11 protein-coding genes are annotated in these 12,366 nt (G+C 63.1%); 4 read left to right on the forward strand and 7 right to left on the reverse strand.

What is annotated here, in order from left to right; translation table 11 throughout:
- Nucleotides 1–6 precede the first annotated feature (6 nt).
- From CQW31_RS28060 to CQW31_RS28080, 5 genes are all read right to left on the reverse strand, one after another.
- A complete protein-coding gene (locus CQW31_RS28060; RefSeq protein WP_099815947.1) occupies nt 7–1,434 on the reverse strand; it encodes a di-heme oxidoredictase family protein in 1,428 nt (475 codons plus the stop codon).
- Nucleotides 1,435–1,740: 306 nt separating this feature from the next.
- Nucleotides 1,741–3,078 (reverse strand): imelysin family protein, encoded by a 1,338-nt coding sequence (locus CQW31_RS28065; protein WP_099815948.1) that lies wholly within the window; start codon nt 3,076–3,078, stop codon nt 1,741–1,743.
- Nucleotides 3,079–3,237: 159 nt separating this feature from the next.
- Nucleotides 3,238–5,289, reverse strand: a complete 2,052-nt coding sequence (locus CQW31_RS28070) for a bifunctional diguanylate cyclase/phosphodiesterase (RefSeq protein ID WP_099815949.1) — start codon at nt 5,287–5,289, stop codon at nt 3,238–3,240.
- A 332-nt stretch (nt 5,290–5,621) separates the two neighbouring features.
- Nucleotides 5,622–6,218: a superoxide dismutase gene (locus tag CQW31_RS28075; protein ID WP_054887251.1), complete on the reverse strand. Its 597-nt coding sequence runs from the start codon at nt 6,216–6,218 to the stop codon at nt 5,622–5,624.
- Between the two features lie 295 nt (nt 6,219–6,513).
- On the reverse strand, nt 6,514–7,113 hold the full coding sequence (locus CQW31_RS28080; RefSeq protein WP_054885087.1) for a LysE/ArgO family amino acid transporter: 600 nt from the start codon (nt 7,111–7,113) through the stop codon (nt 6,514–6,516).
- Nucleotides 7,114–7,203: 90 nt separating this feature from the next.
- On the opposite strand from CQW31_RS28080, the gene CQW31_RS28085 reads away from it, so the two are divergent.
- The 3 genes from CQW31_RS28085 to CQW31_RS28095 all read left to right on the forward strand — a co-directional run bounded on the left by CQW31_RS28085 (nt 7,204) and on the right by CQW31_RS28095 (nt 10,044).
- On the forward strand, nt 7,204–8,094 hold the full coding sequence (locus tag CQW31_RS28085) for a LysR family transcriptional regulator ArgP (protein ID WP_054885086.1): 891 nt from the start codon (nt 7,204–7,206) through the stop codon (nt 8,092–8,094).
- Between the two features lie 45 nt (nt 8,095–8,139).
- Nucleotides 8,140–9,135 carry an NAD(P)-dependent oxidoreductase gene (locus tag CQW31_RS28090; protein ID WP_054885085.1) on the forward strand — a complete coding sequence of 332 codons (996 nt, stop codon included), beginning with the start codon at nt 8,140–8,142 and terminating at the stop codon, nt 9,133–9,135.
- An 87-nt stretch (nt 9,136–9,222) separates the two neighbouring features.
- On the forward strand, nt 9,223–10,044 hold the full coding sequence (locus CQW31_RS28095; RefSeq protein WP_054885084.1) for a hypothetical protein: 822 nt from the start codon (nt 9,223–9,225) through the stop codon (nt 10,042–10,044).
- 39 nt (nt 10,045–10,083) lie between these two features.
- Here the strand turns inward: CQW31_RS28095 and CQW31_RS28100 are convergent, their stop codons facing one another.
- Together CQW31_RS28100 and CQW31_RS28105 are read right to left on the reverse strand one after the other, a co-directional pair.
- Complete coding sequence (locus CQW31_RS28100; protein WP_054885083.1) at nt 10,084–11,133, reverse strand: alkene reductase; 1,050 nt, start codon at nt 11,131–11,133, stop codon at nt 10,084–10,086.
- Nucleotides 11,134–11,150: 17 nt separating this feature from the next.
- A complete protein-coding gene (locus CQW31_RS28105) occupies nt 11,151–11,453 on the reverse strand; it encodes a helix-turn-helix transcriptional regulator (RefSeq protein ID WP_054885082.1) in 303 nt (100 codons plus the stop codon).
- Nucleotides 11,454–11,605: 152 nt separating this feature from the next.
- Here CQW31_RS28105 and CQW31_RS28110 point away from each other — a divergent pair, with 152 nt between their 5' ends.
- On the forward strand, nt 11,606–12,187 hold the full coding sequence (locus CQW31_RS28110; protein WP_054885081.1) for an ACP phosphodiesterase: 582 nt from the start codon (nt 11,606–11,608) through the stop codon (nt 12,185–12,187).
- Nucleotides 12,188–12,366: the final 179 nt, after the last annotated feature.

The following is a 12,366-nucleotide window of genomic DNA, read 5'->3' on the forward strand; positions in this document are numbered from 1 at the left end:
CGCGTTTCAAAGTGAGTTCAGGAAAGCCAGCAACGCGGCGCGCTGCTCGGCATTGAAGGTCAATACATGGTCGCGCGCCGACTGTGCTTCGCCGCCGTGCCAGAGCACGGCTTCGAGCAGGTTGCGGGCGCGGCCGTCATGCAGGTACTGGGTGTGGCCGCTGACCGTTTCGGTCAGGCCGATACCCCACAACGGCGGGGTACGCCAGTCCTGGCCGTTGGCGGCGAATTCGGTGCGCTCGTCGGCCAGGCCTGGGCCCATGTCGTGCAACAGCAGGTCGCTGTAGGGGCGGATCACCTGATTGGCCAGCTCCGCTTCGGTGGTGTTGGCGGCAGTGGTGAACTGCGGGATATGGCAGGCCTGGCAGCCGGCCTGGAAGAACAGGTTCTTGCCGGCCAGCACTTGCGGTGCGGCGACGTCACGACGTGCCGGCACGCCGAGATTGCGGGTGTAGAAGGTGACCAGGCGCAGGATGTTGTCGCTGACCTCCTTCTCGTCGCCTTCACCGTCGCCATTGGGCGCGGCCAGGCAGTCGACCTGGGCCGGGGTGCAGTCGTCCTTCGGTTGCAAGCGGCTGGTCAGGCCCATGTCGCCGTTGAAGGCGTGCACGTTCTGCTGGTTGACGTTGGGCTGCCCGGCCTTCCAGCCGAAGCGGCCGATCACGGTCTTGCCCTGGGCGTCGTCCCAGACCCGGTTGGCGCGGCCGCGGATACCATCGTGGTTGCGGTCGTCCGGGTCTTCGTTGGCCAGGATGTCGGCTTCGGCGATGGCTTCGAGCAGGCCCAGGCCAATCATCGGCGGGGCGACACGGGCCGAGAAGCGCGTGTCGGGATGCATCGGGCCGTAGCCAAGCTGGGTGATCTGCAGGGTCGGGCGGCGCAGTTCGACCGGGTGGCCGTCCTTGAAGGTGACGGTCTGGGTGGAGTAGTTCACCCGCACCTTGCCCTCTGGCGCCACGCCGGGGATGGCCATGTCCTGCAGCTGGGTGCCGTAGACCGGCTCAGGGACCACGCCCAGGCGCTCGATCTGCTTGGCCAGGTAAGGCTGATCGGGGATCGACAGGCGCACCAGCATGCCCACGGCATTGTTGTCATCGGGCCCAGGTGGATGCCCGCGGCCATCGCGCACGTGGCAGTTCTGGCAGGCCGTGGTGTTGAACAACGGGCCCAGGCCATCACGCGCGGTGGTGGTGGACGGGGCGATCACCCAAGGGCTACGGAAGAAGCTGTTGCCCACGGCGAAGTCCAGGCGCCGCTCGGCCGAAAGGTTGGCCGAGGGCAGGGAAAACGCCTTGCGGTCGTCGCGCTGAACCGTTGCCTGGCCGCCAGACAGCGCTTCGCCGGGCTCGGCCTGGGTGAAACGCGGGGCGTCATCACAGGCGGCAAGGGCGAGGGCCAGCAGCAGAGGGGAGAGTCGGGACAGCGACGAGGACATGCAAAATCCTGGGCGTGGACGAAAAACCGGCGTGCAAGCTTAGCAGGCCAGCCTTGTTTGAATAAGAGCAATTTGCAATTACCCGGGTGAAAAGAATGTTAAATGCCAGCATTTTCATCAGCCTGCACCGGCCTCTTCGCGGGCAAGTCGGATCGCCGCACCGCCGCTCCCACAGGGGCCGCACAAGACCAGAGCCTGGGAAGATCCCGTGGGAGCGGCGGTGCGGCGATCCGACTTGCCCGCGAAGAGGCCGGGACAGAAAAAAGGCGACCCGAAGGTCGCCTCTTGGTGAACCCAAATTGTCGATCAGAATTCGTGATCGGCGGTGTCCGGGTTCAGGTTGGCGATACCCAGCTTGCCTGCAGCCTGTTCGATCGAGCCGGTCTGCTTGACCAGCGAGGCGATGGCATCACGCACGATCTGGTTGCCGGCAGCGTTGTCGGCGGCGATCAGTTGGTCATAATGCTCACCCTTGAGCGCGTGGTCGACCATCACCTGGATTTTCGCTTCGGTGGCTTCGAGGTCGGCCTTGAGGGTGGCGTCGGCAGCCGGATCGGCTTTGGCCACCAGCGAGGACAGGCTCGGGCCGGTCAGCTTGGTGCCGTCGACACGGGTGTACTCGCCCAGGTAGACGTTACGGATGCCCTTGGCGTCGTAGAAGTGCGAGTAGTGGGTGTTGTCGCTGAAGCAGTCCTGCTCGTCTTCCGGCGAGTTGGCTTCCAGCGAGACCTTCATGCGCTCACCGGCCAGTTCGCCCAGCGACAGGCTGCCCATGCCGAACAGCATCTTGCGCAGGCCATCGGCCACCGGCTCGGCTTCCAGCGTGGCACGGTAGTTGTCGGCGACGTTCGGCTTCCAGTTGCCGACCATCTCTTCGAGGTCCTTTACCAGCAGCTCGGTGACCGCTTTCAGGTAGGCGCGGCGACGGTCGTTGTGGCCGCCGGTAGCACCTTTGCCTTCCAGGTAATCGGAAGCCGGGCGGTTGCCTGCGCCTGGGCCGGTGCCGTTGAGGTCCTGGCCCCAGAGCAGGAACTCGATGGCGTGGTAGCCGGTGGCGACGTTGGCTTCGGAACCTGCCAGTTCGTTCAGGCTGGCCAGTTTCTCAGGGGTTATGTCCTTGACATCGACCTTCTCTTCACCAACCTGGATCTCGGTGTTGGCAATGATGTTGGCGCTGGCCGCCGGGTTGCCCAGGGCATGCTCATAGCTCTTGTCGACATAGTCGATCAGGCCTTCGTCCAGCGGCCAGGAGTTCACCTGACCTTCCCAGTCATCAATGATGGTATTGCCGAAGCGGAACACCTCGCTCTGCAGGTAAGGTACGCGCGCGGCAGCCCAGGCCTCTTTGGCGGCTTTCAGGGTTTCGTCGTTGGGCTTGGCAAGGAACGCGTCGACGGCGGTCTGCAGGGTCTTGGCGGTGCTCAGCGCGTCGCTGTACACGGCATAGACCATTTCGGAGTAATGCTTGACCACGGCTTTGCCGGCCGCTTCGTCGACAGCCCCGGGCGCCGCTGCTGCGGTGCTGGCCGCAGCAGGTGCCTGAGCTTGCGGAGCGGCAGCCTTGTCATCCTTGCCTTCGCCGCAACCGGCGAGAGCGATGGCGATGGCGAGCAGACTGGCGGAGGCCAGAGGCATACGAATCATTATTGGTTTTCCTGCGTCGTGTGGTTGGACCAAGGGGTTAGGCCGTGCGCCGTGGCACGCGAAACGACAACATCATGCGAAAGATTTGCATTTGCTGTAAAGGGGTTGGCGCGCAATTCATGCAAATGCGCATCACGGGCCGGAATCGAGGGGCAAGCCTTACAGCGCGGAGACCTGATTGCGCTGGGCTTGTTTGAGGAAGTTGGTCAGTTCGCGGGCCGACAACGGCTTGCTGTAGTGATAGCCCTGACCTTCATGGCAGCCTTGGGCGATGATGTAGGTTTCCTGCTCGGCGGTTTCCACACCTTCGGCGATTACCTGCATGCCCAGGCTCTTGCCCAGCTGGATGATGGCGCGAACGATGGTCGCATCATCGTCATCGTCGAGCAGGTCCTGGACGAAGCTCTTGTCGATCTTGATCTTGTCCAGCGGCAGCGACTTCAGGTAGCTGAGCGACGAGTAACCGGTGCCGAAATCGTCGATGGCGATCAGCGCCCCCGAGCGGCGCAAGCTGAGCAGGTGCTGGGCGGCGGTGCTGATGTCTTCCATCAGGCCGGTCTCGGTCACCTCCAGCTCCAGGCTGCGCGGAGGCAGGCGGTAAGCCTGCAGCAGGTTGTTGACCACCCGCGGCAGCTCGCTGTGATGCAGCTGGACGGTGGACAGGTTGACCGCCATGCGTAATTCGCTGAAGCCCATGTCATGCCATTCGCGCAACTGCCGGCAGGCCTGGTCGAGTACCCACTCGCCAATTCTGATGATGCTGCCGTTCTGTTCGGCCAGGGGGATGAACTGATCGGGCGGGACCATGCCGAGCTCCGGGTGTTGCCAGCGCAACAAGGCCTCGACGCCGACCACGCGGTGGTCGCGGTAACTGATTTGCGGTTGGTAGACCAGGTACAGCTGGTTGCGCGGCAGGGCTTCGCGCAGGTCTTTTTCCAGCTCGCGGCGGCGGCGCATTTCGCTGTCGACGCTGGCGATGTAGAACTGGTAACGGTTGCGCGAGCGGGCTTTGGCCAGGGTCATGGTCTGTTCGGCTTTTTGCAGCAGCTTCTCGGTGCTGTCACCGTCCTCCGGGAACAGCGTGATGCCGATGGTGGCGCGCAGGCGGATTTGCTGTTGGTCCAGGGCGAACGGCAGTTCGAGGTCGTCGAGAATGATCTGGGCCAGCTCTGCCGCCTCGTAGGGCTGCTGGATATTGGCCTGGACCAGGGCAAACTGGTCGCCTCCCAGCCGCGCCAGAGAACCCAGGCGGCCACTGTGAGCGCGCAGGCGATCGGCCAGGGCCAGCAGCAACTGGTCGCCGGCCTGGTAGCTGAACTGCTCGTTGATGCCCTTGAAGTCGTCCAGGCCCACGCACAGTACGGCCACGCGATGTTGCAGGCGGCCGGCGTCGGCGAGGATCTTGTCGAGTTGCTCCTGCAATTGCTGGCGGTTCGGCAGGCCGGTGAGGAAATCGTACTGCGCCATGCGCTGCAAGCTGTTCTCGGCTTCGTGGCGCAGGTGGGTGTTGCGCTCGATCGAGGCCAGCAGCTGGTTGGCGGTATTGACCCACAGGCCCAGCTCATTCTTCTCGTGGCCCTTGAGCAGCGGAATCTGGTGCTGGCTGGGGCGGTCAGGGTTGATCTGGGTAAGGTGCTCGATGATCTTCGACAGCGGCTTGGTCAGCAGCCAGTGATACACCAGATAGAGCACCAGGCCCATGGCCAGGGCGCGCAGCACGCCGGAAATGAAGATGATCACCGCATTGACCAGGAAGTCTTCGCCATAGGACGACGTGTCGAGGGTGATGCTCAGGTCGCCGTAGTACTCGCTGTACGGGCCACGGCCGACCAGTTGGGTGGTGTAGGTGCGTTCCTGGCCGAGGATCAGGTCGGTCAGCCAGCGCATCGGCATGTCCTGCAGCGGACGGGACTTTTCCGCCAGCATGGTTTCGTTGGGGTGGCCGATCGAAGCCATGCGCACCGACTCGTCCTGGAACAGGCCTTCCATCACCTGCATGCCCATTTCACGGTCGAGGCTGTATACCGCCTGGGTGGAGGGGTCGCGGAACATGTCGAGAATGCGTTGGGCGTCGTTATTGACGGCCTGGCGGGTCTTGTAGGTGTCGTAGACGATCTGCGCGCAACTGAGGACGACGCCGACCGCCAGCGCCGAAAGGAGCACGACCCTGAGCAACTTGACCGACAAGCTGTTCCGCAATTCCAGCTTCAATGGGGTTTTCCTTAATCCATGCGCATAACATCATTTTGCCATTAACCGTTGGCAATACACTATCGGCCGACCTTGGGTAGTGTATCGGTTGCCCGACCCTGCAACTTGAGTGCGCGGTATCAAACTTCCAGACGGTTGATGTTAGCGTGCTCTACGCGCTGAGCAAGCAAAACCGTGCCGGCCTCTTCGCGGCTAAACCCGCTCCCACAGGTACTGCGCCGCCTGTGATCTTGAAGCTGTCCCTGCGGGAGCGGGTTTACCCGCGAAGAGGCCGATACAGGCATGAAAAAACCCGGCACATGGCCGGGTTTCTTCGTTCAGGGCTGACTGAATCAGGCCTTGAAGGTCTTGCCTTCGAACTGCTCGGCAACGAATTTCCAGTTGACCAGGTTCCAGAACGCCTCGACGTACTTCGGACGCAGGTTGCGGTAGTCGATGTAGTAGGCGTGTTCCCAGACATCGCAGGTCAGCAGCGGGGTGTCGCCGCTGGTCAGCGGGCAGCCGGCGCCGATGGTGCTGGCCAGGGCCAGGGTGCCGTCAGCTTTCTTCACCAGCCAGCCCCAGCCGGAACCGAAGGTGCCGACCGAAGTCTTGGTGAACTCTTCCTTGAACTTGTCGAAGGAACCGAAAGCAGCGTTGATGGCATCAGCCAGGGCGCCGGTTGGCTGGCCCCCGGCGTTAGGTGCCAGGCAGTTCCAGTAGAAGGTGTGGTTCCAGACTTGAGCGGCGTTGTTGAAGATGCCGCCCGAAGAGCTCTTGACGATCTCTTCCAGGGTCTTGCCTTCGAATTCGGTGCCTGGGACCAGGTTGTTCAGGTTCACGACATAGGTGTTGTGGTGCTTGTCGTGGTGATACTCCAGGGTTTCCTTGGAGATGTGCGGCTGCAGGGCATCGTGGGCGTACGGCAGCGGCGGCAATTCAAAAGCCATGGTGGATCTCCTGATTCAGGTCTGTTTGCGGTTTGCGCAAGGCCGGTCACGGGCGGCCCGATGTACGTCGGCGAGTTTGTACTCTTTGCGACGCAAGGCCTGGATCATAGCACCGGGCCCGACGCATAACCACGCAACAAAGATAGGGAATAGAGGTTCCAGAGCGGTTGGCGGCTGCCGACCGGCGGTGTTTGCCCGGGTGCTTGTCTTGATGTTTGTGTTGCCTGTGAGATCGAGCGCCGCGCGGGCGGCGCTCGATTTCACAGGCGCTGAAAATGTTGTGCCAAGTCCGAGGTCAGTTGAACACCAACTGCGCAGCCACAGCGAACATCATCACCGCCACCATCAGGTCGAGCATGCGCCAGGTCGCTGGCCGGGCAAGCCATGGCGCCAGCCAAGCGGCGCCGATCGCCAACGTCGAGAACCACAGCAGCGATGCGCTGGCCGCCCCGGCCACGTAGGCACCTGGGGCCGTCTGCTGGGCACCGAGCGAGCCGATCAGCAGCACGGTGTCGAGGTACACGTGCGGGTTGAGCAGGGTAACCGCCAGTGCGCTCAGCAGTACCGCCCGGCGCGAGCGCATGCCCTGGCCTTCCTGATGCTGCAGGCTCTGCTTGGAGAAAGCGCTGCGCAGGGCCTTGGCGCCGTACCAGATGAGGAACACTGCGCCGCCCCAGCGGGCGATCGCCAGCAGCGTCGGGTTATGCGCCAGCACCGTGGCCAGGCCGAACACCCCGGCCGCCACCAGGATCGCGTCGCATACGATGCACAGCGCAGCCACCGGCAAGTGATGCTCGCGGCGCAGGCTCTGGGCGAGGACGAAGGCGTTTTGTGCACCGATGGCCATGATCAGGCCGAAGGCCACCAGCATGCCGTTGAGATAGCTTTGCCACATGGCGAATACTCCAAACAAGATGCTGGATATTGTGGCGAGTGAGGCTGTATAAGAAAAACAAATAACGCTGATCCATCATTAGGAAAATCGATGTTCGACTACAAGCTGCTGGCTGCCCTCGCGGCGGTGATCGAGCAAGGCGGTTTCGAACGTGCCGCGCAGGTGCTTGGGCTGTCTCAGTCGGCCATTTCGCAACGCATCAAGCTGCTCGAAGCGCGGGTCGGCCAACCGGTGCTGGTGCGTGCTGCACCGCCGAGCCCGACCGAAGTCGGCCGGCAACTGCTCAACCATGTGCAGCAGGTACGGCTGCTCGAACGTGACTTGCAACGCCAGGTGCCAGCGTTGGACGAGGAAGGCATGCCCGAGCGTCTGCGCATCGCCCTGAACGCCGACAGCCTGGCGACCTGGTGGGCCGGTGCAGTAGGCACATTCTGCGCCGAGCATCAGCTGTTGACCGACCTGGTGGTTGAAGACCAGGAGGTTGGCCTCAAGCGCATGCGTGCGGGCGAAGTGGCGGCCTGCCTGTGCGGCAGCGAGCGGCCAGTGGCTGGCGCACGCAGCCTGCCCCTAGGCGCCATGCGCTATCGGGCGCTCGCCAGCCCAGGGTTCATGGCGCGGAATTTCCCGCAGGGTTTCGCGGCGCAACGGCTGGCCCGCACGCCGGCCATCGTCTACGGGCCAGACGATTTCCTGCAGCACCGTTACCTGGCTTCGCTGGGGATCGAGGACGGCTTCCTGCACCATTTATGCCCGTCGTCCGAAGGTTTCCTGCGCATGACCGAAGCCGGTCTGGGCTGGGGTCTGGTGCCTGAATTGCAGGCTCGTGAGCAATTGGCCAATGGCCAACTGGTGGAAATCTGCAGCGATACCCCCATCGATGTGCCGTTGTACTGGCATCATTGGCGCAACGGCGGGCACCTGCTCGCGCAACTGACCGAACACCTGCGGCACACGGCACGGCATTGGCTGGTGCCCTTGTAGCGGCGGCTGGCGTCTGTTGCATCTGAAATCAAGGCGGAGTCATACATGCAAATTCTGGTCACCGGCGCGAGCGGCTTCATTGGCGGGCGTTTTGCGCGCTTTGCCCTGGAGCAAGGCCTGGCTGTGCGGGTCAGCGGCCGGCGCGCCGAAGGCGTGGAGCACCTGGTCAAACGTGGTGCACAGTTCATCCCTGGCGACCTGGGTGACCCGGAACTGGCCCGCCGCCTGTGCCAAGGCGTCGAGGCGGTGGTGCATTGCGCGGGGGCAGTGGGCAGCTGGGGGCGCTACCAGGACTTCCATCAAGGCAATGTGGTGGTCACGGAAAACGTCGTCGAGGGCTGCCTCAAGGAGCATGTGCGGCGCCTGGTGCACCTGTCGTCGCCGTCGATCTATTTCAATGGGCGTTCGCGCCTGGGTATCCGGGAAGACCAGGTGCCGCGTCGTTTTCACGACCACTATGCGCAAACCAAGCATATCGCCGAGCAGAAAGTCTTCGGGGCCCAGGAGTTCGGCCTGGAGGTGTTGGCGCTGCGGCCACGCTTCGTTACCGGTGCCGGTGATGCAAGTATCTTCCCGCGCTTGATGCAGATGCAGCGCAAGGGCCGTGTGGCGATCATCGGCAACGGCCTGAACAAGGTCGACTTCACCAGCGTGCACAACCTCAACGAGGCGCTGCTCAGCGCGCTGTTCGCCGAAGACCGTGCACTGGGCCAGGCCTACAACATCAGCAATGGCCAGCCGCTGCCGCTGTGGGACGTGGTCAACTACGTGATGCGCCAGATGCAGCTGCCGCAGGTTACCCGCTACCGCCCTTACGGCCTGGCCTACAGCCTTGCGGCGCTGAACGAAGCCGCCTGCATGCTGTGGCCCGGGCGCCCGCAGCCAACTTTGTCGCGGCTGGGCATGCAGGTCATGAGCCGTGATTTCACCCTGGACATCAGCCGCGCCCGTCAATATCTGGATTATCAGCCCAAGGTCAGCCTGTGGACCGCGCTGGATGAATTCTGTGCCTGGTGGAAGCATCAACCGCCGGGCCAGTGAACCCGATCGACAGATGATGGTCATCAGTGCGCCGCACGAGCGGTTTATACTCATGTCTCTTTGCTACCACCGCGGTTGAAGCCACCTATGCGTAACGATCCCCACGACGATTTCGATGATGTGCCTACCTTGCGGGCGGGTACCCCCGACGACGACGAGTTGCTGCCCGCGCACGTCGCGCGCAGCCGCCAAAAGGCCGCCAGGCCCGCCAGCAATGGGCCACTGTGGGCATTGCTGGGCGCGTCGTTGATCGCTTTGGCAGGGCTGGGCTGGTGGAGCTTTCAGCAGATCTCGCTGATGGAGCAGCAACTGGTGGCCACCCAGGAAAGCTTCGCGCGGATCAGCGAAGAAGCTGCCGGGCGTTTGCAGGCCATCAGCGGCAAGGTCGATGCCAGCGAGTCATCGACTGCCACCGGCAGCGAAGCATTGAAGCTGCAGATCCGTCAGTTGCAGGCCAGCCTGGCCGAGCAGGGCAAGCAGCAGCAAGGTGTGGCCGGGCAGGCGGGTGACCTGGGCAAGCGCCTGGAGCAGGTGCTGGCCGATACCCGTGAGCAGCAGAAAGCGGTGACCGAGTTGCAGACGCAACTGCAGGCCCAGTTGAAGGCCGTGAATGCTGAGTTGGCGGCGCTGAAGTCGGGGCAAGTGGATGGCGGCAAGCTCGATGGCCAACTGAAGAACCTGAGCGATGAAGTGGCCGCATTGAAAAAGCAGGGCAACCAGAAAGCGGCAGTGGAAAGCCTGGAGCAGGATGTGCTGGTGCTCAAGACCCAGATGGAAAACCGCACGGCGTCATCGAGTGGCGCGACGGTGCAAGAGTTCGATGCGTTCCGCGGGCAGACCACGCGCAACTTCAATACCCTGCAAAGTCAGATTCAGAACCTGCAGCAGCAGATCAATTCCCGGCCTTGAACCTGCCGGGGGCCGCTTTGCGGCCCCCGACGAGCTCGGTTACAGGCGCGGATAGTCGATGTAGCCCACCGGCCCTTTGCCATAGAACGTCTCCGGATGTGCCTCGTTCAGCGGAGCATCCGCCGCCAGCCGCGCCGGCAGGTCTGGGTTTGCTATGAACGGCACGCCGAACGCCACCGCATCTGCCTTGCCCGCCGCCAGGGCAGCGTTGGCGCTGGCCTTGTCGAAGCGTTCGTTGACGATATAGGGGCCACCGAATGCCGCCTTGATCAGCGGGCCGATGCTGTCGTCAGCTTCCTTCTCCCGCGAGCAGATAAAGGCAATGCCGCGTTTACCCAGTTCGCGCGCCACGTAGGTGAAGGTCTCGGCGCGGTCGGCATCGCCCATGTCATGGGCATCGGCACGTGGTGCCAAGTGCACGCCGACGCGACCTGGGCCCCACACGTCGATAGCTGCATCGGTCACTTCCAGCAGCAGCCGCGCACGGTTTTCCAGCGAGCCGCCGTACTGGTCGGTACGCTGGTTGGTGCTGCTCTGCAGGAACTGGTCCAGCAGGTAGCCATTGGCGCCGTGGATTTCCACGCCGTCGAAACCGGCGGCCTTGGCATTCTCGGCAGCGCTGCGGTAGGCCTCGACGATGTCGGCGATCTCTTCGGTTTCCAGGGCGCGCGGGGTCGGGTACTCGCTCAGCGGGCGCACCAGGCTGACGTGGCCTTTGGGCTGGATCGCGCTGGGCGCTACGGGCAGTTCGCCATTGAGGTAGCTGGGGTGGGAGATACGGCCAACGTGCCACAGCTGCAGGAAAATGCGCCCGCCAGCGCCGTGCACGGCCTGGGTGACGTTATGCCAGCCGCGCACCTGCTGGTCGTTCCAGATGCCGGGCGTGTCGGGGTAGCCGACGCCCATCGCGCTGACCGATGTCGCTTCGCTGAGAATCAGGCCGGCACTGGCGCGCTGCACGTAGTATTCGGCCATCAGCGCATTGGGCACGCGGCCTTCGTCGGCGCGGCAGCGGGTCAGCGGGGCCATGATGATGCGGTTGGGCAGTTGTACGTCGCCCAGTTGGATCGGATCGAAAAGCGTGGTCATAACGGTTACCTGCCTTGTCAAAGCGCTTGGCGCAGTTGTTCGAGGAACGCCTCGATGGTGGCTTCGTTGCGTTTGAAGAAGTGCCACTGGCCGACCTTCTGGCTGCTGATCAGGCCGGCCCGTTGCAAGGTGGCCAGGTGAGCAGAGACGGTCGACTGCGACAGCCCGCAGCGCTGGTCGATCTGCCCGGCGCAGACACCGTTCTCGGTGCTGTGGTACTGGTCGGGAAATTGCGTTGCCGGGTCTTTCAGCCAGCTGAGGATTTCTCGCCTGACCGGGTGGGCCAGTGCTTTTATGATTTCGTCGAGATCGAGTGGCATGGGGGGAGGCTCGTGCTGTAGCGGTGTATCGCGATATGGCGAAACTAACATCGTTATTTCGCGATATACAAATATGAAGAAGTTCTGAGCTGGGCGCGAATCGCTATATCGCGTTATAACGATATACGGGCCGGGAGTGCTAGACTGCGCCCATGAACTACCTTGCACACCTGCACCTGGGCGGCCCGGCGCCGCAGCAACTGCTTGGCAGCCTGTATGGCGACTTCGTCAAAGGCTCGCTGGAGGGGCGCTTTCCGCCTGCGCTGGAGGCGGCCATCCGGCTGCATCGGCATATCGACAGCTACACCGACCAGCACCCCTTGGTGCTGGCAGCGCTGGCGCGTTTTCCGCGGGAGCGGCGGCGCTTTGCCGGGATCGTCCTGGATGTGTTTTTCGACCATTGCCTGGCGCGGCACTGGGGGGATTACGCTGAGCAGCCGCTGGTGCAGTTCACCGGTGATTTCTACCGGGTGTTGCTGGCCGAGCCCGAGTTGCCGGGGCGGCTGGCGCGGATTGCGCCGTTCATGGCAGCGGATGACTGGCTGGGGGCGTATGGCGATTTTGCCGCGCTGGAGCAGGTGTTCAACGGCATTGCCCGACGATTGTCGCGGCCGCAAGGAATGGCCGGGGTGATGGATGAGCTGGAGCGGTTGTATGAACCGTTGCTGGCGGATTTCAGAGCGTTCTATCCACAGCTGCAGACGTTTGCTGCAGCGAGGCGTTTTGATAGCTAAGTCTTGTGCTGCCTGTGCTGGCCTCTTCGCGGCTAAAGCCGCTCCCACAGGATGGACTGCCCCCAAGAAGTTGGACACCAATCCAACCCTTGGGGGATTCATGGCCAAGTACACTGAGCAGTTCAAGCTCACAGCAATCACTGCCTATTTGGATGGCAGCAACGGTTTCCGTACGGTAG

Source organism: Pseudomonas sp. 382 (genome assembly GCF_002759075.1).
Lineage (GTDB): Bacteria > Pseudomonadota > Gammaproteobacteria > Pseudomonadales > Pseudomonadaceae > Aquipseudomonas > Aquipseudomonas vlassakiae.

Bases quoted from the DNA above. Each gene is read 5' to 3' on its own strand.
- CQW31_RS28060 (WP_099815947.1), bottom strand. From the start codon at position 1,434: ATGTCCTCGTCGCTGTCCCGACTCTCCCCTCTGCTGCTGGCCCTCGCC.
- CQW31_RS28065 (WP_099815948.1), bottom strand. From the start codon at position 3,078: ATGATTCGTATGCCTCTGGCCTCCGCCAGTCTGCTCGCCATCGCCATC.
- CQW31_RS28075 (WP_054887251.1), bottom strand. From the start codon at position 6,218: ATGGCTTTTGAATTGCCGCCGCTGCCGTACGCCCACGATGCCCTGCAG.
- CQW31_RS28080 (WP_054885087.1), bottom strand. From the start codon at position 7,113: ATGTGGCAAAGCTATCTCAACGGCATGCTGGTGGCCTTCGGCCTGATC.
- CQW31_RS28085 (WP_054885086.1), top strand. From the start codon at position 7,204: ATGTTCGACTACAAGCTGCTGGCTGCCCTCGCGGCGGTGATCGAGCAA.
- CQW31_RS28090 (WP_054885085.1), top strand. From the start codon at position 8,140: ATGCAAATTCTGGTCACCGGCGCGAGCGGCTTCATTGGCGGGCGTTTT.
- CQW31_RS28095 (WP_054885084.1), top strand. From the start codon at position 9,223: ATGCGTAACGATCCCCACGACGATTTCGATGATGTGCCTACCTTGCGG.
- CQW31_RS28100 (WP_054885083.1), bottom strand. From the start codon at position 11,133: ATGACCACGCTTTTCGATCCGATCCAACTGGGCGACGTACAACTGCCC.
- CQW31_RS28105 (WP_054885082.1), bottom strand. From the start codon at position 11,453: ATGCCACTCGATCTCGACGAAATCATAAAAGCACTGGCCCACCCGGTC.
- CQW31_RS28110 (WP_054885081.1), top strand. From the start codon at position 11,606: ATGAACTACCTTGCACACCTGCACCTGGGCGGCCCGGCGCCGCAGCAA.